Origin of the sequence: Streptomyces sp. NPDC002669 (assembly GCF_042889165.1) — a bacterium.
Taxonomy (GTDB): domain Bacteria; phylum Actinomycetota; class Actinomycetes; order Streptomycetales; family Streptomycetaceae; genus Streptomyces.
Map to the genome: position 1 here is coordinate 39,173 of NZ_JBIAQQ010000004.1, position 22,661 is coordinate 61,833.

Consider the following 22,661-nt stretch of genomic DNA (forward strand, 5'->3'; position numbering starts at 1 on the left):
CCCGTTCCGGGTACGGGCCGGGGGACGGCCCCGTGACCAGGGGTTCGTCGCCCCGGACGGGCGCGGCGCGCGCCGTTCCGGGGCCATCGGACAGCACACGACGGGCAGGAGTCGTACACCACATGCACAGGTCCTTGGTGAGAGCTCCCCCTCATCCGCCGTCCCCCGCCCCCCGGCTGCCTTTAGACTCGTCCAGTGACAGCCTGCGGCCCGAGGGGCAAGATGGGGCCCGCTGTCGGCAAGGTGCGGTAATCAGGGAGGAAGCGTCGTCGTGAGCAGCAGGCCGTCCCGAGGCACTGCTCGCCTCGCAGCCATACTCGATGCCCTCCCCGACGGGCTGCTGCTCGTCAACTGCAACGGCACGGTCGTCAACGCCAACACCATCGCGCTCGAAATGTTCGAGACGCCGGGCACCGCGCTCGTCGGGCGCGGGCTCCTCGACCTGCTGCCGGAGTTCGACTCCAAGCTGATCCCGGGTTCGATGCGGCGGCCCGAGGCGGCCGACGAGCGCGGCCGTACGAAGCCGACCCGGATGATCGCGCGCCGGACCGACGGGACCGAGTACCCCGTCGAGGTCACCAGCGCCGGTCTGGAGGACGGGCAGGCCGCGTACAACGACTTCCAGAACGGGTACGGCGGCGGCTACTCGGGCGACGAGCTGCTGATGCTCGTCGTGCGGGACCTGTCGGGCACCGTCGACACCGAGGCGGAGCTGGCCCGTTCGCAGCGGCAGACCGAGATGATCCTGCGCGCCGCGGCCGAGGGCGTGGTCGGCACGGACACGGACGGCCGGGTCGTCCTGGTCAACCCCGCCGCCGCGCAGATACTCGGTTACCGCGCCAGCGACCTGGGCGGCCAGGAGCTGCACCCGCTGATCCTGCACTCGCGGGCGGAGGGCGAGTCGTTCCCGTACGAGGAGTCGCCGCTGGCCGACACCCTCAGGTCCGGGCGCAAGCACCGGGTGCGCGGGCAGGTCCTGTGGTCCAAGAGCGGGGCCCGGGTGCCGGTCGACCTGACCACCGCGCCGGTCCGCGACGGGGACCAGCTGGTCGGCGCCGTCATGACGTTCACCGACCGCAGGCCCTACGAGGAGCTCACCGAGCGGCACCGGACCGAGATCGCCGAGCTGACCGGGAAGCACACCGCCGAGATCGCCGCGCTCGACGAACGGCACAGCACCGAACTGGCCGACCGCTCCGAGCGGTACGCGGCCGAGCTGGAGGCCCGGACCGAGCAGCTGGAGGCGCTGACCGCCCGGCACACCCAGCTCACCGCCGTGCTCGGCGAGTCGCTGCGCGGCCCGCTGGAGGAGCTGCGCGGCGAACTCGCCGCGCTCGCCGCCGACCCGGCCGGCCAGCTGTGGCCCGAGGCCAACCAGATCCTGCACCACCTGGCGGCGGGCTACGCCCGGATGACCACGCTCGTCGACAACGTCCTCGGCTACCAGCGCCTGGACGCCGGTGCCGAGAAGCTGACCAAGTCGAACGTGCTGCTCGACTCGGTCGTGACGGCCGGCATCGACGCGTCCGTCGAGCTGATCGGCCCCGGCCGCGCCCAGTTCGCGGTGCACGCGCCGCCGATCGAGGCCGAGGTGGACGCGGCCCGGCTGGTGACCGCGCTCGCCCACCTGGTCGCGGACGTCGCCGGGGTCGACTCGACCGGCAAGGCCCGCGTGGTGCCGGGCGGCGGCTACGTCGACTCGACGATCGTCGTGGCGGCGGCACAGCGCGGCGAGGTCGTACGGATCGAGGTGCGCGGCCCGTTCGCCGGGGGAGACCCGGTGCACGAGCCGATCGTGCGCGGGATCGTGCGGGCGCACGGCGGGGTGCTCCAGACCCACGAGGTCCCGGGGACGAGCGGCAGCGCGTACGTGCTGGAGGTGCCGTTGGGCGCGGGTTCGGGCACGGTGGCGCCGCCCTCGCCCGGGCCGGAGGCGGAGGCCGGGCCGCAGGCCGGTGTGCCGTCCGGCGACGGGAGCCCAGAGACCGCGGGGCAGCAGACCGGTGGTGGCCGGCGGCGGGCGCGCCGGGCGTCGACGGACGCGTTCCTGGAGAGCCCGGTGGGCGGTTCCGGTCAGGACGGCGACACCGCCGCGGCCGAGCCGACCGGTCGGCGCCGGGCCCGTCGCGGGTCCGGGGCGAACGACTCGCAGGGCGGCACCGCCTACGACCCGCAGGAACTCGCCGCGGCCCAGCGGACCCAGGGGTCGGGGCGCAGGCGGGGACGGCCCAGCCCGGCCGAGAGCGGTGCCCGGATCCCGCTGCCCGCCCAGCTGCTCCAGTCGCCCGAACAGGGGCGGGAGCCCGGTGCCGGGCAGACCGACGGTCAGCAGGGCCCGGGGCAGGCGCTGGCGCTGCCCGCGGCCCCGGCCGCGGTGACGGCGGAGACCGGCGCGCAGGACGGCGACCGTCCGCAGCTCGGCCGGACCGTGCCGCCGCAGGGCGTTCCGGCCGGGGAGCAGACTCCGGTGCCGACGGGTGGTCACCGGGCGCGGCACGGCGCGGGAAACCGGCCGGCCCTGCCTGCCGCCGCCCCCGTACCGGCGCAGGCCCCGGCCGCGGGCACGACTGCGGCCCCGGCGCCCGTCTCCCCGGACGCGGCTTCCCCGGTGCCGGATTCCGCGGCCGGTCCGGCGCAGGCGCCCCAGCAGCCGACCGGGCGCAGGGCCCGGCGGGCGCTGGCCGCCACCCAGGAGCGGTCCGCCCAGGACGCGCCGGCGGGAGCCCGTACGGCGTTCGCGCTTCCGCCCGCGGAGGCCGACCGCTCCCCGGCCGAGGCGGCCGATCCGGACGCCTCGCTGCCCGGACGCCATGACGCCGTGGCCCTCGCACCGGGCGAGGACCACACCCCGCCCCACCCGCACCCCATGCCGACCGGCCGGCGCCGGGCCCGCCGTCCCGAAGCCCCCCAGCAGCCCCAACAGCCGGGCCAGGGCGGGCAGGGCGCGTCGCAGCACGCGCAGCCGCCCCACCTGCCGCAGGAACCCCAGGGACTTGGCGGCTGGGACGAGGACGGTTCCTCGGGCCAGGGCCCGGCCGTGCCGGTCGCGCCCGGCGAGCGGTCCGAGGTCCCCGTCGGCCCCGTCGAGGACGCCGCGGCCGACGCCCCCGGGCACACCACGCACACCACCGGCACCGCGGCCGTCCCTGCTCCCGCGGGCGGTGCGGAGGGCTCCGCGCGGGGTGCGACGCCCGTTCAGGACGCGCGCAGGCAGCCGCTGCCCGCGGAGGCCCCGGTGCCCGGCGGCTCGTCCGACTCGACGCAGGGGCGCGCGTTCAGCGTGCGGACGCTCGGGCAGGGCGTGCCGTTCGCCCAGCACATCGCGCACCAGCAGAACCAGACGCTCGGCGGTGCCGGGCGGCGCCGCAAGCTCGCCGCCCCGCCGGAGGACGAGCACGGCCCGCAGGCCGCGCCTCCGTCGCAGGGCGCCCCGTCGCCGTCGGCCAGGCCCCAGACGGCCCAGCCGTCGCCGTCCGCCGGGACTCCGGACGGTCCGCACGGCCAGGTGCCCGGACAGCGGCTGCCCGCGCCGGAGGCCGAAGGACGCTCGTTCGCCATAGGCGCGCCCGACGAGGGCGCCGAGGGGCCGGAGCCGCTGGACGGTCCGGGCGGCGCGGTCGAGGTGGCCAACCGGCCGTCCCCGCAGCCGGTCGACGACGAGCTGCCCCCGGAGCCGCTGGACAACCCGCGCCGGCTGCTCGTGTGGCCCGCGCCCGACGTCTCCACCCAGCAGGCGCTGAGCGACCGCGGCTACCGGCCGGTGATCGTGCACTCCCGCGAGGAGGTGGACGCCCAGATCGCGGCGTTCCCCGCCGCGCTCTTCGTCGACCCGCTCACCGGTCCCATCACCCGCAAGGCCCTCCAGTCGCTGCGCCAGGCGGCGGTGGCGGCCGAGGTCCCGGTGCTGGTGACGGCCGGTCTGGGGCAGGCGTCGCGGGAGGCGGCGTACGGTGCCGACCCCGCCGTGCTCCTCAAGGCGCTCGCCCCGCGCGACAGCGAGCAGCACCCCTCGCGGGTGCTGCTGATCGAGGAGCACGAGGAGATCGCGGAGGCGCTGACGGAGGCGCTGGAACGGCGCGGCATGCAGGTGGCGCGGGCCGCCACCGACAGCGAGGCTGCGTCGCTCGCCGGCCGGATGCGGCCCAACCTGGTGGTGATGGACCTGATGCAGGTGCGCCGCCGCCGGGCCGGCATCATCGACTGGCTGCGCGCCAACGGCCAGTTGAACCGCACCCCGCTGGTCGTCTACACCTCCGCCGACATGTCCGGCTCGGACCTGCCGAAGCTCGGGTCGGGCGAGAGCGTGCTCTTCCTGGCCGAGCGCTCCACGAGCGAAGAGGTCCAGTCGCGCATCGTCGACCTGCTCGCGAAGATCGGCACGAACTGATCCACCGGAACACGGCGAGGGCGGTACGGGAGACCCCGTACCGCCCTCGCGTCGTTCCGCCGGGCCCGAGCCTGCCGGGCGGGCAGCCGGTCAGAGCCGGGTGACGTCCAGCTCGCCCTCCGCGTACTGCTTGCGGATCACCTTCTTGTCGAACTTGCCGACGCTGGTCTTCGGTACCGCCGCTATGACCGTCCAGCGCTCCGGCAGCTGCCACTTGGCGATGCCGGACTCGGCGAGGAAGTCCTTCAGCGCCTCGTAGTCGGCGTCGGCCCCCTCCTTGAGGACCACGGTCGCGAGCGGGCGCTCGCCCCACCTCTCGTCCGGGACGGCGACGACTGCGGCCTCGGCCACCTCCGGGTGCGCCATCAGGGCGTTCTCCAGCGCGACGCTCGAAATCCACTCGCCGCCGGACTTGATGACGTCCTTGGCCCGGTCGGTGAGGGTGAGGAAGCCGTCCTCGCTGATCACCCCGACGTCACCGGTCTTCAGCCAGCCGTCCGCGCTGAACTTGTCCTCGGGCCGCAGGTCCTCGCCGTCCGCGCCCCCGTAGTAGGCGCCGGCGATCCACGGGCCGCGCACCTCCAGCTCACCGGCCGACTCGTTGTCCCACGGCAGGTGTTCGCCGCCGGGCCCGACCAGCCGCGCCTCGACCCCGGCCGGGAAACGGCCCTGGGTGACGCGGTAGGGCCACTCCTGTTCCTCGGTCAGACCGGCGGGCGGGTGGGCCATGGTGCCGAGCGGTGAGGTCTCCGTCATGCCCCAGGCGTGGCAGAGCCGGACGCCGAGTTCGTCGTACGCCTTCATGAGGGAGGGCGGGCACGCGGCGCCGCCGATGGTGACGCGGGCCATGGAGGACAGGTCGCGCGGGTTGGCCGTGACCTCGGCGAGCAGGCCCTGCCAGATGGTGGGCACCGCGGCGGCGTGGGTCGGCCGTTCGCGCTCTATCATCTCGGCGAGCGGGGCGGGCTGGAGGAAACGGTCCGGCATGAGCATGTTGACGCCGGACATGAACGTCGCGTGCGGCAGGCCCCAGGCGTTCACATGGAACTGGGGGACGACCACCAGCGTGGTGTCCTGGTCCGTCAGCCCCATCGACTCGGCCATGTTGACCTGCATGGAGTGCAGGTAGATGGAGCGGTGGGAGTAGACGACGCCCTTGGGGTCGCCGGTGGTGCCGGAGGTGTAGCACATGGCGGCGGCCCGGCGCTCGTCCAGCTCGGGCCAGTCGTAGGTGGTCGGGCGGCCGGCGATCAGTTCCTCGTAGTCGTGCACCCGGGGCGCCGCGCCGTGCAGGAGGGAACGGTCGCCGGGCCCCGTCACGATCACGTGCTCGACCGACTTCAGGTGGGGGAGCACCGGCGCGAGCAGCGGCAGCAGGGAGCCGTTGACGATGACGACCTTGTCGTCGGCGTGGTTGACGACCCAGATCAGCTGCTCGGCGGGGAGCCTGAGGTTGAGGGTGTGGAGCACCGCGCCCATCGAGGGGATCGCGAGGTACGCCTCCACGTGCTCCGCGTTGTTCCACATGAGGGTCGCGACCCGCTGGTCGTCCCGGACCCCGAGCTCGTCGCGCAGCGCGTTCGCGAGCTGTGTGGCGCGCCGGCCGACCTCGGCGAAGCTGCGCCGCTGCGGCTCGGGTTCGCCGGTCCAGGTCGTCACCTGCGACTTGCCGTGGATGGTCATCCCGTGGGTGAGGATGCGGGTGACAGTCAGCGGTACGTCCTGCATGGTGCTCAGCACGGCGTCCTCCCGTTGGGCGCTACGCGGCAGTAGGGTTTCGCTGATTCTGCGCGCATACCGCGCGGTATGTCACTAGTCCCGGGAGCACGAATCGGTGTCGCTCGGCAAAATCGGCCCGCTCGGCGCATCGACGTCGCCCCTGGTCACCGGGGGAACGCCGGGTGTGACCGGACCGGGCCCGGTCATCTGACCGGGGCCAGCTCCGGGTCCTGCCGGAGCTTGCCGAGCGCCCGCGACACGGCGCTCTTCACGGTGCCGACGGACACCCCGAGCACCTCGGCGGTCTGGGCCTCGCTCAGGTCCTCGTAGTAGCGCAGGACGACCATCGCCCGCTGCCGGTCCGGGAGCTTCAGCACCGCCCGCCACATCGCGTCGTGCAGCGTCTGCTGCTCGGCCGGGTCGGGGGCCGGGGCGGCCTCCTGCTCGGGCAGCTCGTCGCAGGCGAACTCGTCGACCTTGCGCTTGCGCCACTGCGAGGTCCGGGTGTTCAGCAGCGCCCGGCGCACGTAGCCGTCGAGCGCCCGGTGGTCCTCGATCCGCTCCCAGGCGATGTACGTCTTGGCCAGCGCGGTCTGCAGCAGGTCCTCGGCGTCGCTCGGGTTGGCGGTGAGCGAACGCGCGGTGCGCAGCAGCACGGGCCCTCTCGCCCGTACGTAGGAGGAGAACGACGGGTACGGGACGTACTGGGGCCGTGAGGCGTACGGGGAGCACGCGCCGTGCGAGGCGTGTGCGCCGCTCTGCGACGCGTGCGGACCGTGGGAGCCCGGCTGGTTGTACGAGCCGTGCCCCGTGCTGTGCGGCGGGTGCACCGGGTACGACGTGTGCGGCGCACGACCGGTGGCGGCGGCTCCCCCGGAGCCGCCCGTGCAGACTGGCGTGGTCATGGCTCCACGCTAGGAGCGGGCGCCGCCGGGGGGATCGGCCCCAGGTCCCGAAACCGCGTCCCCCTCAGGGTGTAGGGGTGGTGCAGGCCCCACCTCCTGAAGGTGGACCCGTCGTCGTGGGGAGCTCAGGGGCGCCCCCGAGAGGCCGGTCCCCGCCCCGGGGGCCCGCGGGGCGCTTCTCGCGGGTGCGGGCACGGGCCTCGGGCCGGGCGCGGTCAGTCGTCCGTGCCGAGGATCAGCCCCGAGGTGGGCACGCCGGTACCGGCCGTGACCAGGGCCCTGGCCGCCCCGGCCACCTGGTTCACCGACGAGCCCCGGATCTGCCGGACCGCCTCCGCGATCCCGTTCATCCCGTGCAGGTACGCCTCCCCCAGCTGGCCCCCGTGCGTGTTCAGGGGCAGCGCGTCCGCCGCGACGAAGTCCGCGGCCTCGCCCGGCGCGCAGAAGCCGAACTCCTCCAGCTGCATCAGGACGAACGGGGTGAAGTGGTCGTAGAGGATGCCCACGTCGATCTCGGAGGGGGTGAGGCCGCAGGTGCGCCAGAGCTGGCGAGCCACCACCCCCATCTCCGGCAGGCCGGTCAGGCCGTCGCGGTGGAAGCTGGTCATCTGTTCCTGCATCCGCCCGGCCCCCTGGGCGGCGGCGACGACCACGGCGGGCGGCCGGCGCAGGTCCCGGGCCCGCTCGGTGCTCGTGACGACGATCGCCTGGCCGCCGTCGGTCTCCTGGCAGCAGTCGAGCAGCCGCAGCGGTTCGACGATCCACCGGGACGCCGCGTGATCGGCCAGGGTGATCGGCTTCCCGTGGAAGTACGCTGCCGGGTTGCGGGCCGCGTGGCGCCGGCCGGTGACCGCGACATGGCCGAACGCCTCCGGTGTCAGCCCGTATGCGTGCAGGTAGCGCGCGGCGGCCATGGCGACCCAGGAGGCGGGCGTGAGCAGCCCGAAGGGGAGGTTCCAGCCGAGCGCCGTGCCCTCCGCGGTGGGTTCCCGCCGCTGCACCCCGGAGCCGAACCTGCGGCCGGAGCGCTCGTTGAACGCGCGGTAGCAGACCACGACGTCGGCCACTCCGCACGCCACGGCCATCGCCGCCTGCTGCACGGTGGCGCAGGCCGCCCCGCCCCCGTAGTGGACGCGGGAGAAGAACGACAGCTCGCCGATCCCGGCCGCCTGGGCGACGGTGATCTCGGGGCTGGTGTCCATGGTGAAGGTGACCAGGCCGTCCACGTCGGCCGGGGTCAGCCCGGCGTCGTCCAGGGCGGCCCGCACCGCCTCGACGGCCAGCTTGAGTTCGCTGCGGCCGGAGTCCTTGGAGAACTCGGTCGCCCCGATGCCCACGACCGCCGCCCTGCCGCCGAGCGAGTCGGCCCTGCGGATGCTCATGCCGCCCCCTCCCGGCCGTTCCGTTCCCCCGGAGCCGCCGGGACGGCGACGGTCCTCGGCTCCGCCGGGACGCCGACGGTCACGGTGCCGGTGACGTGTCGTCCGAGTCCGTTCGTGCCGACGACCGCCACCTCGGCCGTCCCGTCCTCCCCCACGGCGGTGACCCTGCCGCTCAGGACCATGGTGTCGCCGGGGTAGTTGGGCACGCCCAGCCTGATGACGACCTTGCGGAGCACGGTCGCGGGGCCGAGGCGGTCGGTGACGTACCGGCCCACCAGGCCGTTGGTCGTCAGGATGTTCATGAAGATGTCCGGGGACCCCTTTTCCCCGGCGGCCTCCGCGTCGTGGTGGACGTCCTGGTAGTCGCGGGAGGCGAGGGCGCCCGCCACGATCAGGGTGCGGGTCACCGCGATCTCCAGCGGCGCCAGCTCCTCGCCGGCCCTCATTCCGCGCCCTCCTTCGCCAGCGACGCACCGAGTTCCTGGAGCACCTCGCTGCCGCAGCCCAGGTGGGCGTCGAGCTGCCGGCCCCAGAGGAAGTGGCGGTGCACCGGGTGGTCGAGGTCCGCGCCGGTGCCGCCGTGCAGATGCTGTCCGGCGTGCACCACCCGCTTGCCCGCCTCCGAGGCCCACCAGGCGGCGGTCAGCGCCCGGCGCCCGTACGGCAGGCCCGCGTCGTGGCGCCAGGCGGCCTCGTACGCGGTGACCCGTATCGCCTCGGTGTCCATGTGGGCGTCGGCGGCGCGCAGCAGGACCGCCTGCTTGGTGGAGAGCGGGTGCCCGAACTGCACCCGGGTGTTCGCGTGGTCGACGGCGCGGGCCAACGAGCCGGCGCACACCCCCGCCTGGAGCCCGGCGAACGCCGTCCGTCCCATGGCCAGCACCTCCTCGTACGCGCCGTCCCCGCCGATCCGCTCCCCGGGCGCCCCGTCCAGCACGAGCCGGGCCGCCGACCACGGCGCCGTGGTCTCCACCGGCTCCGTCCTCACCCAGGGATCACCGGTCCGTACGATCCACAGCCGCCGCTCCGTGTCGGGGACGAGCACGAGGCCGGCGTCCCGCAGCCACGGCACGTACGGCACGGCGCCGCTCAGCCGGCCCTCGGCGTCCGCCCGCACCCCGCCCCGTTCCGGAAATGCCCCGGTGGCGACCGCGCCGCCGTCCCGGAGCATGGGCAGCAGCCGTTCCCGCTGCTCGTCGGTGCCGTGCCGGGCGACGGCGAGGACCCCGTACACACAGCTCGCCGCGAACGGCACCTGTGCCGTCGTCCGGCCCTGTTCCTCCAGCAGGAGCACCAGGCCGAGCAGGCCGATCTCCTCGACGGCCGCGACCAGTCCGGCCGCGCAGAGGCTCTTCCACAGCTCGGCGTCCGTGCCCGTACCGGCTCCGGCCAGGCGCTCGGGCGTCGACAGGTCCGCGAAGATCCGCGCCGCCAGCCCCTGGGCGGCGGCCTGTTCGTCGGTGGGTACGAAATCCATCTCAGCCCTCGTCTCCCCGGAAGACCGGAAGCTCCAAGTCCGGGTCGGTGCGCAGGAATTCCAGCCGGACCGGCATGCCCGTGCGCACCTTGTCGTACGGCACGCCGACGACGTTGCTGACCATCCGCACGCCCTCGGCCAGCTCGATCAGCGCCACCGCGTAGGGTCCGCCGCCCTCCTCGGCCGCGAAGGCGGGGAACGGCGGGTGGTGCATCACGACGTGGCTGAAGACGGTGCCCTCGCCGCTCGCCTCGACCGTGTCCCACTCCTGGCAGCCGCACGCGTTGCAGCCGGGCAGCCAGGGGAAGCGCAGGGTGCGGCAGTCCCCGCACCGCTGGATCAGCAGCCGGTGCTCGGCGACGCCCCGCCAGAAGCCGGCGTTGTCGCGGTTGACCACCGGCCGGGGGCGCAGCCGCTTCTCCCGCGGCGGCTCCTCCCGTTCCGGTCGGCGTCGCGCCGCGGGCGCGTACTTGAGGATGCGGAAGCGGTGCGTCCCGGCGGGTTCGCCGTCCGCCCGGACGTCCATGCGCGTCGTGACGAAGTACCCCGTCCCCAGCCGGGTCGTCTTCCGCGGCGAGACCGACTCGATCACCGCGTCGAAGGTGATCCGGTCCCCGGGCCGCAGCGGGCGCAGGTACTCCTGCTCGCAGTCGGTCGCGACGACCGAGGTGTACCCGGCGCCGTCGAGCAGCCCGAAGAGCTCCTCGTACGCCGCCGAGCGGTCGGTGTGGCCCGACAGCCCGCCCATCGTCCACGCCTGGAGCATCGTCGGCGGGGCGATCGCGTCCGGTCCCGTGTACGCCGGGTTGGCGTCGCCCATCGCCTCGCACCAGTGCCTGATCATCGGTTCGTTGACCGGGTCCTTGCCCACCCCGGCGGTCGCGGCCGGCCGGCCCTCGAACTCCTTGAGCCGCCCGTACAGCCCGTCGGGCTCCCGGTCCCGGGGTGCCGGTTCCTCCTCCGGCGGCCGCTCCCGGGCCACCGGCTTCTTCTCCCGCGGGCCCGTCATCGCGCACCCCTCTTCATGCCGAGCCGCATCGTCGCGACGATCTCCCGCTGCGCCTCGCTCACCCCGCCCCCGAAGGTGTTGATCTGCGCGGCCCGGTTCATCCGCTCCAGTTCCCCGTCCCCGAAACAGCCGGGCGAACCGGCCCGCAGCACACCGGCCTCTCCCGTGATCTCCTGGCACATCCGGTACACCTCGACGGCGCTCTCGGTCCCCGCGAACTTCACGCCGCTCGCCTCGCCGGGCGCCGGTGAACCCGCCCCGACCTCGCTCACCAGGCGCCAGTTGAGCAGGCGGGTCGCCGCCAGGCGGGCGTACGCCTCCGCCAGCCGGGCGCGCACCCACGGCTCGTCGGCCGGGCGCCGGCCCGTGACCGGGTCGGGGGTGCGGGCGAAGGCGAGCGCCGCCGCGTAGAAGTCCTCGGCCTGCATCCCGATCGCGGCGAGCGCCACCCGTTCGTGGTTCAGCTGGTTGGTGATCAGCCCCCAGCCACCGTTCTCCGCGCCGACCAGGTTGGTGACGGGCACCCGTACCCCGTCGTAGTACGTGGCCGTCGTGGTCAGCCCGCCCACGGTCTCGATCGGGGTCCAGGAGAACCCCGGCGCGTCGGTCGGGACGAGAACGATCGAGATGCCCCGGTGCTTGGGCGCGTCGGGGTCGGTGCGGCAGGCGAGCCAGATCCAGTCCGCGTTCTGGGCGTTGCTGGTGAAGATCTTCTGCCCGTCGATCACCCAGTGCTCGCCGCCCCCGTCCCCGCGGGGGTCCGGCGGGGATGCCTCCCGCACCGCCCTGGTGCGCAGTGCGGCGAGATCCGTACCGGCCTCGGGCTCGCTGTAGCCGATGGCGAAGACGAGGTCGCCGCCGAGGATCCGGGGCAGGAAGTACGCCTTCTGCTCCTCGGTCCCGTACGCCATCAGCGTCGGGCCCACCGTGTTCAGAGTGACCATCGAGACGGGTGCGCCCGCCCGGTACGCCTCGTCGAAGAAGATGAACTGCTCGTCGGCGCCGCGCCCCTGGCCGCCGTACTCGACGGGCCAGCCGAGTCCGAGCATCCCGTCGGCACCGATCCTGCGCAGCAGCCGCCGCTGCTCGGCGGGGTCCTCGGCGCCCGGGGCCGTCCCGGTGTCCCGGTGGGGCATCACCTCGCGGAAGTACGCGCGCAGTTCGGCGCGCAGCTGTCGCTGGCGTTCCGTCTGGACGAGATGCACGGCGGCCGCCTTCCGGACACGGGCGTACGGACCGGGGCTTGCCCCGACTGGTTTCTGACTGTCCGTCAGATACGGGGCGACTGTCAAGGTCGCCGACACCCCGAACCGGTGCGCGCGCCGCCCTGCCAACGGCACGGATCACGAGGCACGGCGCACGGCGGCCCGCACGGGTGCCGGAGCACGTCGCACGGGCCGCCGCCCGACCGGTCACGGCCCGCCCCCGGCCGAACCCTGCCCGGCCGGGGACTCACCAGAGGTTGGCGAAGTTCACCGTGACGCTCTCGTCGTGCTGGTCGATCGCGGTGAACGCCGAGCCGTTCACCTGCGCGGACGCGCTCCGGTTCGACGCCTCCTCGCCGACGGCCTGCTGCTGCGACGTGGACGAATTGCCCAGGTTGTCGTCGGCGACACCGCCGCCGACGACCGTCGCGACGCCCGCGTTCGATCCGTCGTTCGCGAACGAGCCGCTGTCGGCCCGGGCCACCCCGCCGAGGAGCACGGCGGCGAGAGGCAGGGCGGCAACGGCTGCGAGAACACGAGCGGTACGGATGCTTGCCATGTGAATTCCTCCAGGAACCGGAAGCACGGCTTGTACCGAGGCAGTCGGCCCGCCGTCTCTGCGTCGGTCGCGACGTCGCGAGACCAGGACTGCCCACCGTCCCCTCGGCGAATCACCCGTACGGCCCGATTACCCCGCAAGCATGAGGACCTTCCGACAAACCTTCATGCGCCCCGGAAGTGCCGACTCGCACCCCTCACGCCCCCCGTTCGGCCGCTTCCGGAACGCAGAATCCCGCGCCACCCCGCAGGAGAAGCGTTCCGGCAGCCGCCCTGCGGCCGATTTCGCGCCCCCTTCCCTTCATCGAACATTCGTACGAAAATAGAGTCATGGCCATCACCGCCCGGCAGACCGCCGCCCTGGCCCTCGCCCACGCGCTCTCCGCCGCCGAGCGCGGGCTCCCCGTCTTCCCGCTGACCGCCCGCAAACTCCCCGCGCTCCCCTCCCCGCACCGGAACGACGGCCGCCGTTCCACCTGCCGGGGCGCGTGCGGCCTTCCCGGCCACGGCGTCCACGACGCCACCACGGACCCCGCCGCCGTACGCGCCCTCTTCGCGGCCGCCCCCTGGGCCACCGGCTACGGCATCGCCTGCGGCCGGGCCCCGCACCACCTCATCGGCATCGACCTGGACGTCGACGCCACCGGCGGCGACTCGGCCGCCTCGCTCCAGCGGCTGGCACTGCACCACCTGTTCACGATCCCGCCGACCATCACGGTGCTCACCCCCAGCGGCGGACGGCACATCTGGCTGACCGGCCCGCCGGACGTTCCGGTGCCGAACTCGGCGAGCCGGCTCGCCCCCGGCATCGACGTCCGCGGCGCCGGCGGCTACCTGGTGGGCCCCGGCTCGGTCACCGCCCACGGCGGCTACCGCCTCGCCCCGGGCACCGCCGACCTCCCGCCGGCCCCCTGCCCCCGCGCACTCCTGCGCCTGCTCGTACCACCCGCACGCCCCCACCGCCCGGCCACGGCCCGGCCCGACCGGGGCCGGGGGCTGGTCCGCTTCGTCCTCGCGGCCCACGAGGGCCAGCGCAACACCCGGCTCTTCTGGGCCGCCTGCCGCGCCTACGAACACGGCTTCGGCGACGCCCTGGCGGACGCCCTCGTCCGGGCCGCCGTCCACACCGGCCTCACCGAGCACGAGGCCCGCGCCACCGTCGAATCGGCGGCCCGCCTCACCACCGGCGACACCGGACGCCCCGGGCACCGGTGACACGGAACGTCCCCCGACCGGCGATGCCGGTCGGGGGACGAATCCACTGCGGTGGGTGTGGGATTTGAACCCACGGTGACTCGCGCCACGACGGTTTTCAAGACCGGCCAGACTTTCCAACCCGCACGCGTTGACCTGGGCCGACACCCGGGGCGCCACTCTGGAAAGCTCAACTGGCCCGCACATGAACCGTGCTGGTTGCCCAGCCCTCCACCCGGCCCTCCATCGCCAACACGCCTCCCGGCTGTTCGCGTGGCCGTACGCCGATGTTCACAGGGGTTCGCGCAGCAGGTCAGAACGGATGCGTGAACGGTGAGGAACCCTGGCGATCGTCAGCGCACTGGACAAGAAGAACGACGAAGGGCGCCCTCCCCTTCTCTGTGACTTGTCACCTGATGCAGGGGAGAGGCTTTCCGCGGACGGTCGTCTTGGCATAGAAGGCACTCACCGCAGCCACATTCTAGCAAGATTCCACCTACCGCAGACGAGGGATCATCTACTGCGGCATTGAGAATCGGCGATTACACACACCTCAGTTGACCGTCTGACAGCCCGACCGGTAGCGTCCCCCTATATGACGGCGCGTCAAAGTGACGCCCAGTGGAGGGCTGACTCATGACCATTCCCAAGTCTCTGAAGCCGGTCACCACCGGCCTGCCCGTCGACCTCCGGGAGATTCGTAAGGGGGTTATGGCGAACGGCGTCATCGACTGCGAGAACCTGCTCGCCATCGTCAACGACCCCCAGGAGGTCGAGGACGCAACCAAGCGCGCACAGAAGGCTGGACAGCCGGTCAGCGAGTACGCCCGTACGCGTGCCGAGATCCAGCGGCTCATCGGCACGGCAGGCAGCAAGAAGGCCAAGAACATCGGCGAGTATGCCGACTACATTGCGGCTGGCCTGCGGGGAGACTTCGGAGACGGCTGGTCGCTGCCGCAGATCACCCTGTGGTCGCCGCGCCCGCTGGTCATCTCCGAGGAAGGGTCAGCGGCCCTGCCGATCAAGGACGGCCTCTATGCTCTCGACAGCGAGACCCAGGTCACCGCCTGGCACCGGATCAAGAAGAACCCGGCTGCGTTCGAGCTGGAGGAAGACTTCGACTTCGGCGCGATTCCGCTGTCGTTCGAGATCTTCCATGGCATCAGCACCATGGCCGCTCGCCAGATCTTCCACGACCGCAACCTGAAGGGCGTTCCGGTCGACAAGTCCCTGGCCATGTCCATGGATGGTCGCGACTTCGGCACCACTGTGACGCGCAAGCTGATGGAGTCACTGAAGGTGGTGGTCGACGAGACCACGGTCCCGCTGTCCAGCCTGATCCTTACCGGCAAGCGTCAGGTGTCGGACAAGGCTCCGGAATGGATGACACTGTCGGTCCTGAGGACCCTCATCTCCACAGCCATGCTCGGTAAGGCCGGCATCCACGCCGCATCGACCGGCATCGAGCACGAGGACATCCCCGCTGACTCCAACGGCGACCGCCCGGACAAGCTCGTCGTCCAGCGCGAGGTCATGGAGACGGTAGGAGCATTCCTGCAGGAGAACGCCGCACTCTTCCACGCCAAGACTGCCGTCACCGCCCCTGCCGTCGTGGCCGGACTGGGCGCGACCATGAATCGGGTCATGTCCTGGAGCACGGACCCCCTGCCCGAGGGCGTCAGTCTGGAGCGTCTGCTGGAGGGCATCCAGTGGGAACGCGAGGCGAAGTACTGGAGCGGTATCGCCGCCAAGGTGACCGACCGGGGCACCGTCTCCTGGGCCGGCGGCGCCCGCGACTCCGGTCATAAGGTCTACGACGCGCTGAACCACTCCGAGAGCACAACGGGTAAGCAGATCCGCGGACGGTTCTAGGGGCGTTACACAAGGCTGTGTTCGGGCGGGTCAGGGCCGGGATGCAGGCGAGTCAGAGTGAGACACCGTGTACACAGAGGGTGGGCTCCGGATTCCGGAGCCCACCCTCTGACAACTGTTCCTCTGACCTGCAAAGCGGTGGGTGTGGGATTTGAACCCACGGTGACTCGCGCCACGACGGTTTTCAAGACCGTTCCCTTAGGCCGCTCGGGCAACCCACCCATGCCCCGCCCGCCTGCTGCGGAGCGGCTACAGCCTACCGGCCCCGGACCCCGCCCGGGGGCCGTGGTCGGTACGAGGTCCATCGGCCCTGTTCGCGCCCGGGCCGGCCTTCGCTAGAACCGTCATCGGCCCTCCGCGGGGCCCCGGCGTCAGTGCTTCGTGAGAACCATCAGGCGGACGAGGGAACGGTCGTGCAAGCGGCTGAGGAGCAGCAGCGAGCAGGTGGCGCCGATCAGTGCGCAGAACATGTCCCACTGGGTGTCCCAGACGTCGCCCTGGGTGGCCAGGAACGCGTCGGCCGCCTGTCCCCCGGTCACGGCAGCCAGCCACTCCAGCATTTCGAAGACGGCACTGAAGGCGAGGCAGGCGCAGACCGTCAGCGGGGCGAGCCAGCGGCTGCCGCGCAGGGGCGAGGTCCGGACGAGGAGTTCCCGCACCAGGATCGCCGGGACGAAGCCCTGCATGAGGTGGCCGAAGCGGTCGTAGGGGTTGCGGTCCAGGCCGAACCAGTCGCGCACCCAGTCGCCGGCCGGTACCTCCGCATAGGTGTAGTGGCCGCCCACGACGAGGACCGCGGCGTGCACGGCCAGCAGGCCGCACAGCAGTCCGCTCAGCGGGAACCGGCGGCGCAGCAGGATCAGCAGCGGCAGCCCGAGCATCACCCACACCGTCTCCAGCACCCAGGTGGCCGGGTCCTCGGCGCCGAACGCCGACACCACGAGCGCCGTCGCGACGAGGACCGCGAGGACGGCGGGCAGTCGGCGCCCGGTGCGGCCGGTACCGTCGGCGCGGCCGGAGAACGGCGGGGTGCCGGACGACGGTTCGGCGTATGTGGGGGAGGCGGACAACTCTGGCTCCTCGTGTGGGTGGGGCTGGGTGTCTGGGTCTCTGGGGTGGGGCCGTTCTCGGGCGTGCCGTGACGTCCCCGGCGCGAGTGCGCCCGCTCGACCGCGCCGCCGCCGGGTTACCCGATCGGGGGCTCGTACCGCCGAAGCCGCTGCCCGGCTGCGCGATGTGTCCCGTCTCCGGGTTCGCGGATCAGCCGGTCGTGAAGGCCGACGTCTTCCCGTCGAACACGGTCTCGCCGTCGTCCGCGGTGGCGAGGGTCGCGACGTACCAGGTGCCCTTCCCGGAAGCTGCGGCGTCGGCCGCGGTCACGGTGACCTCGTAGGCGCAGCGGACGATGCCGTCATCGGCGGGCCGGCAGGTGGCCGATTCCACCTCGGCCATGTCCTTCGCGGTCGGCCCGCTCTTCGCGAAGGCGGGGCCGGTCGCCGGCCAGGCCAGTACCTTCAGGTTCTTGAGGCCGGAGGGCGCCGTGACCTCGGTGGTGAAGGTGAACGAGCCGTCCCGGTTCCCCTCGGGGGCCGTGTAGCGGGCCGCGCCGTTCTCCACGGCCAACGGCCGGTCCCCCGCGTGGGCGAGGGCGAAGGCCCCGGCACCGCCGAGGGCGATGACGGCGGCGGCCGAGGACAGAACGATGCGTCGGGACATGACAGGTCTCCCCGTGAATGCGTGTCAGCTGTTTCCGCGACGCCCCTCCGCGCCGCCGGGTCACAGGCTGTCAGCCCTGGTTGACCCGGGATTGAGTACACGTACTCAACCCCGTATGGGGACTTGCCGCCGTCGGATCGTCCGCGTACCGGATCCGGGCAGGGCGGGGCGGGCCCATGCGGAAGGGGTGCCCCTCGATGAGGGACACCCCTTCCGGCCGGCACGTCCATGGCCCGCGATGGCGCTCTCGCGCCACGACGGTTTTCGGGACCGTTCCCCCGGTCCGCCCGGGCGGACCGGGCCGCGCCTCCCGGCCGTGAGCCGGGGCCGGGGCGAGGACGGCCGGTCGGTCAGCTGTCGCCCTTGCGCTCGCCCAGGACCACCTCGGCCGTCGACGACTTGCCGTCGCGCGTGTAGGTCAGGGTCACCCGGTCGCCGGGCTGGTGGGTCCAGATCTCGCCGATCAGGGTCGGGCCGCTGTCGACCACCGTGTCGTTGAACTTCGTGATGACGTCGCCGGCCCGGAGGCCCGCCCGGTCCGCGGGGCCGCCCTTCGAGACGGCTTCCGTACCGCTCGCGCCCCGGTCGGAGATGACCGCGCCGCCCGTCTTCTCGTTCATGGTGACCGTGGCACCGATCACCGGGTAGACCGGCTGTCCGGTCTTGATCAGCTGCTGGGCGACGTTCGTGGCCTGGTTGACCGGGATCGCGAAGCCGAGGCCGATGGAGCCCGACTGGGCCTGGCCGATGCTGCTGCCGGTCGACTGGATGGCCGAGTTGATGCCGATCACCGCACCGCGCGCGTCGAGCAGCGGGCCACCGGAGTTGCCCGGGTTGATCGAGGCGTCGGTCTGCAGGGCGCTCATGTACGAGTTGCTGCCGCCGGAACCGTCGCCGGAGGCGACCGGGCGGTTCTTCGCGCTGATGATGCCGGTGGTGACCGTGTTGGACAGGCCGAACGGCGCACCGATCGCGATCGTGGAATCGCCGACCGCGACCTTGTCCGAGTCGCCGAGCGACAGCGGGGCGAGGCCCGCGGGCGGGTTCTTCAGCTTCAGGACGGCGACGTCGTAGCCCTGAGCCCGGCCGACCACTTCCGCGTCGTACTTCCTGCCGTTGGAGAAGATCGCCGTGAGCTGCCCGCTGTCCGCCGCGGAGGCCACCACGTGGTTGTTCGTGAGGATGTGGCCTTCCTTGTCGTACACGAAGCCGGTGCCCGTGCCGCCCTCGCCGTCACCGCCCTGCGCGTCGATGGTGACCACGCTGGGCAGCGCCTTGGCCGCCACGCCCGCGACCGTGCCGGGGTCGCGCTTGAGGTCCTGCGGGGTGGACGACGCGGCGACCGTGGTCGAGCCCGAGGAGCCGTTGCGGTCGGCCGCCCAGAAGCCGAGGGCCCCGCCGAGGCCGCCCGCGACCAGGGCCGCGACCGCCACCGCCGCGACCAGGCCGCCCGCGCCGCGCCGGCGCGGCTGTTCGGGGGAAGAGGGTGGGGCGCCCCAGACCGGACCGCTCCCACCGGCGCCGTGCTGCGCGTACGCGGGAACGGCGGGGGGCGGCGGCCAGTTCGCCTCGGCCGCCGACTGGAAGGCCGGGGGCGTGTGGGGCGTATGAGGAGGAGGCGTCGCCGGAACGGGGGCCATGGGAGTGGTGGCGGTCGTCCCGTCCGCCGGGGCGGGCGACTGCACGTCCTGCGGCTGCGGGTACTCCGGAGCCGGGGCGGAGGCGGGGGCCGCTCCCGCCGGGGCGGGCCCGGGCGTGCTCCCGGGCGTCTCCCGAGGAGCGTCGGCCGGCACGGGAGGTGCGGACGGAACGGGCGGCTGGACGGCCCCGGCCGCGGTGCCCTCGTTGTCCTCGTTCTCTGTGCTCACAGCTCTTTACTCCTCGGTTCCACATCATGTTCGGCAAGAGATCCGCTGTGTACGTGTCCTGAGCCAGCTTTTCCCAAGACCCGTCAGGCCACTGTAAGCAGGACCTGTGCATCCGCACATCAATCTTTACATCGGGCAAAACGACTACCCGCCGCAAGCCGCGCACCGGAGCGCCCGGGCCCCCTCGCGACGCGTCGCACCCGCCCCGGCCGCACCCGGGCTCGCGCGACGTGTGCACAGCGGCCGTCTCCCGGTGACACCATGACGCGGTGACCCACGCACGACAGCAGACCACGCCCCAGACCACCCAGGTCGTCGCGCACCGGGGCGCGTCCGAGGACGCGCCCGAGCACACCCTGGCCGCATACCGGAAGGCGATCGAGGACGGCGCCGACGCCCTGGAGTGCGATGTACGGCTCACCTCCGACGGCCATCTCGTGTGCGTGCACGACCGCCGGGTGAACCGTACGTCCAACGGCCGCGGCGCCGTCTCCGCGCTGGAGCTCGCCGAGCTCGCCGCCCTCGACTTCGGGTCCTGGAAGGACCGCGAGGAGTCCCCCGACTGGGACCCGGTGCCCGGCGAGCTCACCTCCGTGCTCACCCTGGAGCGGCTGCTCGAACTCGTCGTCGAGACCCGGGCCGCCGGCCGCCCGCTCCAGCTGGCCGTCGAGACCAAGCACCCCACCCGCTGGGCGGGCCAGGTCGAGGAACGGCTGCTGCACCTGCTGAAGCGCTTCGAGCTCGACGCCCCGCCGGCCGACGGTCCGTCGCCGGTGCGCGTCATGAGCTTCTCGGCGCGCTCGCTGCACCGCGTCCGGGCCGCCGCCCCCACCCTGCCCACCGTCTATCTGATGCAGTTCCTCTCGCCGCGCCTGCGCGACGGACGGCTGCCGGCCGGGGCCCGGATCGCGGGTCCGGGCATGCGGATCGTGCGCAGCCACCCCGGTTACGTCGAGCGGCTGCACCGCGCGGGACACCGCGTGCACGTATGGACGGTGAACGAGCCGGAGGACGTCCAGCTCTGCCTCGACCTGGGCGTCGAGGCCATCATCACCAACCGCCCGAAGCAGGTTCTGGCACAACTGGGACGCTCCTGACGACAGTTACGCGGAGTACACCGGCGCATTCGAAACGTATTCGATCGTTACGAGTGCGTCATTGGCAGACCATTGGCCGGTTTCCGGTCCAGTCCAAGGGGGCATCCACTCCGTGGCGTGGGGCAAAGGAGGTCTCGGGGGTGGCGTTGGTGGTGGCACAGGAAGTGCCCGCGTCGTCGAGCATGGCCGTACCCCATGGCCCTGCGGGCGTGGGCCAGGCGCGGCACCGGATGCGCGAGCAGTTGCGCAGCCACGGGGTGTCGGATTCGGTCGTCGACGATGCTGTACTGATTCTTTCCGAACTGCTCAGCAATGCCTGCCGGCACGGGAGGCCGCTGGGGCGGCACACGGATGTGGGGGACGGCGACGTCCGCGCCGCATGGCGCGTCGACAGGGCCGGCGGGCTGACCGTCGAGGTCACGGACGGGGGCGGCCCGACCAGACCCGTCCCGGCCACGCCCTCGGTGACGGCGCGCGGCGGCCGCGGGCTCAACATCATCAGCGCGCTCGCCGACGAGTGGGGCGTACGCGACAGCTCGTCGGGAGAGGTCACGGTCTGGGTCCTCGTCAACGAGGGACACGACCGGGCGCCGTCCGGGCTGCCGGGCGAACCGGGGGCTCCGGGCGCCCGGGGGATCCAGGGCGTCTCCGGTACGCCGGTTGCCCACGGTGCGTCCGGGGTTCCCGGGGTGTCTCGTACGTCGCACGCGTCGCACGCGCCCCGTGTCTCCCGTGCGCCTCATGGGGCGGGTGCGTCCGGGGTGTCGGGCAGCGGCATGCCGGGGGGTGCGGACCTCGACGAGCTGGGCTTCGCGGACATCTTCGACGACGTGGGCTGACGTCGCCGTACCGGGCGGCCCCGGCGTCGGACCGCATTCCGCGCACCGGAACCGGCGGACGTCCGGGCAGATGTGTCCCCGACTCCACACGGGCGGCTAGGCTCGCGGCCCAGACCGCACTGTCGCAATCGGGAGAAAGCCCACCATGGCCAAGAAGCGCCCTCAGACCAAGGCCGGGAAGCAGCAGCTCAAGGACGGCGAGATCCCGGTGGTCGGGGCTCGCGAACCCTGCCCGTGCGGTTCGGGCCGCCGCTACAAGGCATGCCACGGCCGCGCCGCCGCCCAGGCCGTGACCGAGCTCGTCCACCGTCCCTTCGAGGGGCTGCCCGGCGAGTGCGACTGGGTCGCCCTGCGCGAACTGGTGCCCGCCGCCACGGTCGAGCTGAAGCTGAAGGACGGGCTGCCCGAGGGCGTTCCCTCCGTGACGCTCGCGACCGTCCTGCCGATGGCATGGCCGGCCCTGCGCCGCGACGACGGTTCGGTGCTGCTCGCCCTGCAGAACGACACCCCGTCCGGCGACCTCAGCCGCGACCTCGCGGACACCCTGCTGCGGGCCCTGGCCGCCGAGCCCGGTTCGCCCGTGGCGGCGCAGCGCGTGGCGGCCGACGGTCCGCGCCTGCAGGACCTGCTCGACCCCGGGGCGGCGTTCGAGCCCACGGTCCACGCCGGCTTCGAGTTCTGGGTGCCGGACGCGGAGAACGCCACGCCCGAGGTGGCCGCTTCCCTGGAGCGCGCGAACGGGGCGGCGATCCCGACGACGCGGCTCGCCGGTGTGGACGCCGCCTACTGGTGCGAGACCCCGGAGAAGAACCACCTCCGCTGGGTCATGCCGCACGCCGAGGAGCAGCTCCTCGACGCGCTCGCCCGGCTGCACGCCGCCGGCAACTCCTCGCTGGGCGAAGGGACCAGGCTGGTCGGCTCCTTCAGGGCGCACGGCCTGATGGTCCCGGTCTGGGACCTGCCGACCACGATGGGCGCCGAGGAGTGCGAGAAGCCCGCGGCCGAGTTCGCGGAACGACTGACCGCGGCCCTCGCCACGGACGCGCCCCTCACCGCCGAGGAGCGCCGGGCCCGCGGCGGGCTCACCAACCGCCAAGTGACCCTCAGCTGACAGCGACGAGCACCCCACCTCATGGTGACACGCGTCACAACTAGCCGTACCGGCAGGTAAATCCCTGTCCTAATACGCGAGATCGAATTTGCGAACGGCAGATCTCTTGTTACGGTTCTGGAAGCCCGGTCGCTGGTGCATCCCCCGTCGCCAGCGACCGGGCATCCTCATTTCCGGATACGGCGCACAGCGCGCGACGCGGCGCATGTACCGGCGCACGAGCCCGCACCGATCCACCCCGGGCCCGTAGCCCCTTCCCCGCGCTCGAACGTCCCCGGCGTTGCCGTGCCCTCACCGCACCCGCCAACCCCGCGTACCGGCA

Annotated in this window: 17 protein-coding genes and 1 tRNA gene; 6 read left to right on the forward strand and 12 right to left on the reverse strand. The window is 73.0% G+C overall.

What is annotated here, in order from left to right; translation table 11 throughout:
• Positions 1 to 271: 271 nt before the first annotated feature.
• Positions 272 to 4,387: a PAS domain-containing protein gene (locus tag ACFYW1_RS07100; RefSeq protein ID WP_388988277.1), complete on the forward strand. Its 4,116-nt coding sequence runs from the start codon at positions 272 to 274 to the stop codon at positions 4,385 to 4,387.
• Positions 4,388 to 4,477: 90 nt separating this feature from the next.
• Here ACFYW1_RS07100 and ACFYW1_RS07105 read toward each other — a convergent pair whose 3' ends face one another.
• The 8 genes from ACFYW1_RS07105 to ACFYW1_RS07140 form a co-directional block, all read right to left on the reverse strand.
• Complete coding sequence (locus tag ACFYW1_RS07105) at positions 4,478 to 6,127, reverse strand: long-chain fatty acid--CoA ligase (protein ID WP_388988280.1); 1,650 nt, start codon at positions 6,125 to 6,127, stop codon at positions 4,478 to 4,480.
• A 182-nt stretch (positions 6,128 to 6,309) separates the two neighbouring features.
• Positions 6,310 to 7,011: a SigE family RNA polymerase sigma factor gene (locus ACFYW1_RS07110; protein WP_388988283.1), complete on the reverse strand. Its 702-nt coding sequence runs from the start codon at positions 7,009 to 7,011 to the stop codon at positions 6,310 to 6,312.
• Between the two features lie 215 nt (positions 7,012 to 7,226).
• Positions 7,227 to 8,393: a lipid-transfer protein gene (locus ACFYW1_RS07115; protein ID WP_388988286.1), complete on the reverse strand. Its 1,167-nt coding sequence runs from the start codon at positions 8,391 to 8,393 to the stop codon at positions 7,227 to 7,229.
• Complete coding sequence (locus ACFYW1_RS07120) at positions 8,390 to 8,839, reverse strand: MaoC family dehydratase (protein ID WP_388988289.1); 450 nt, start codon at positions 8,837 to 8,839, stop codon at positions 8,390 to 8,392. Before ACFYW1_RS07120 ends, ACFYW1_RS07115 begins: the two co-directional genes overlap by 4 nt.
• Positions 8,836 to 9,870, reverse strand: coding sequence for an acyl-CoA dehydrogenase family protein (locus ACFYW1_RS07125; RefSeq protein ID WP_388988292.1), 1,035 nt, complete (start codon positions 9,868 to 9,870; stop codon positions 8,836 to 8,838). Before ACFYW1_RS07125 ends, ACFYW1_RS07120 begins: the two co-directional genes overlap by 4 nt.
• Position 9,871: 1 nt before the next feature.
• Positions 9,872 to 10,879, reverse strand: coding sequence for a bifunctional MaoC family dehydratase N-terminal/OB-fold nucleic acid binding domain-containing protein (locus tag ACFYW1_RS07130; RefSeq protein ID WP_388988295.1), 1,008 nt, complete (start codon positions 10,877 to 10,879; stop codon positions 9,872 to 9,874).
• On the reverse strand, positions 10,876 to 12,084 hold the full coding sequence (locus tag ACFYW1_RS07135; RefSeq protein ID WP_388988298.1) for an acyl-CoA dehydrogenase family protein: 1,209 nt from the start codon (positions 12,082 to 12,084) through the stop codon (positions 10,876 to 10,878). The genes ACFYW1_RS07130 and ACFYW1_RS07135 overlap by 4 nt, the downstream gene beginning before the upstream one ends.
• Positions 12,085 to 12,331: 247 nt before the next feature.
• Positions 12,332 to 12,643: a hypothetical protein gene (locus ACFYW1_RS07140; RefSeq protein ID WP_388988301.1), complete on the reverse strand. Its 312-nt coding sequence runs from the start codon at positions 12,641 to 12,643 to the stop codon at positions 12,332 to 12,334.
• Between the two features lie 329 nt (positions 12,644 to 12,972).
• On the opposite strand from ACFYW1_RS07140, the gene ACFYW1_RS07145 reads away from it, so the two are divergent.
• Together ACFYW1_RS07145 and ACFYW1_RS07150 are read left to right on the forward strand one after the other, a co-directional pair.
• Positions 12,973 to 13,857, forward strand: coding sequence for a bifunctional DNA primase/polymerase (locus ACFYW1_RS07145; RefSeq protein ID WP_388988304.1), 885 nt, complete (start codon positions 12,973 to 12,975; stop codon positions 13,855 to 13,857).
• A 615-nt stretch (positions 13,858 to 14,472) separates the two neighbouring features.
• Positions 14,473 to 15,708, forward strand: coding sequence for a DNA sulfur modification protein DndB (locus ACFYW1_RS07150; RefSeq protein WP_388988307.1), 1,236 nt, complete (start codon positions 14,473 to 14,475; stop codon positions 15,706 to 15,708).
• A 136-nt stretch (positions 15,709 to 15,844) separates the two neighbouring features.
• Here the strand turns inward: ACFYW1_RS07150 and ACFYW1_RS07155 are convergent.
• From ACFYW1_RS07155 to ACFYW1_RS07170, 4 genes are all read right to left on the reverse strand, one after another.
• A tRNA-Ser gene (locus ACFYW1_RS07155) sits at positions 15,845 to 15,929 on the reverse strand.
• Positions 15,930 to 16,079: 150 nt separating this feature from the next.
• Entirely contained in the window at positions 16,080 to 16,688 is a 609-nt protein-coding gene (locus ACFYW1_RS07160) for a DUF2238 domain-containing protein (RefSeq protein WP_388989290.1), read from the reverse strand.
• 280 nt (positions 16,689 to 16,968) lie between these two features.
• Positions 16,969 to 17,424, reverse strand: a complete 456-nt coding sequence (locus ACFYW1_RS07165; protein WP_388988310.1) for a DUF5707 domain-containing protein — start codon at positions 17,422 to 17,424, stop codon at positions 16,969 to 16,971.
• A 350-nt stretch (positions 17,425 to 17,774) separates the two neighbouring features.
• Positions 17,775 to 19,292, reverse strand: a complete 1,518-nt coding sequence (locus tag ACFYW1_RS07170) for a S1C family serine protease (protein WP_388988315.1) — start codon at positions 19,290 to 19,292, stop codon at positions 17,775 to 17,777.
• A gap of 269 nt (positions 19,293 to 19,561) precedes the next feature.
• Between ACFYW1_RS07170 and ACFYW1_RS07175 the strand changes: the two genes are divergently transcribed.
• The 3 genes from ACFYW1_RS07175 to ACFYW1_RS07185 all read left to right on the forward strand — a co-directional run bounded on the left by ACFYW1_RS07175 (position 19,562) and on the right by ACFYW1_RS07185 (position 22,339).
• Positions 19,562 to 20,389: a glycerophosphodiester phosphodiesterase gene (locus tag ACFYW1_RS07175; RefSeq protein WP_388988319.1), complete on the forward strand. Its 828-nt coding sequence runs from the start codon at positions 19,562 to 19,564 to the stop codon at positions 20,387 to 20,389.
• Positions 20,390 to 20,619: 230 nt separating this feature from the next.
• Positions 20,620 to 21,228, forward strand: a complete 609-nt coding sequence (locus tag ACFYW1_RS07180; RefSeq protein WP_388989293.1) for an ATP-binding protein — start codon at positions 20,620 to 20,622, stop codon at positions 21,226 to 21,228.
• Between the two features lie 145 nt (positions 21,229 to 21,373).
• Positions 21,374 to 22,339, forward strand: coding sequence for a DUF5926 family protein (locus ACFYW1_RS07185; protein WP_388988322.1), 966 nt, complete (start codon positions 21,374 to 21,376; stop codon positions 22,337 to 22,339).
• Positions 22,340 to 22,661 lie beyond the last annotated feature (322 nt).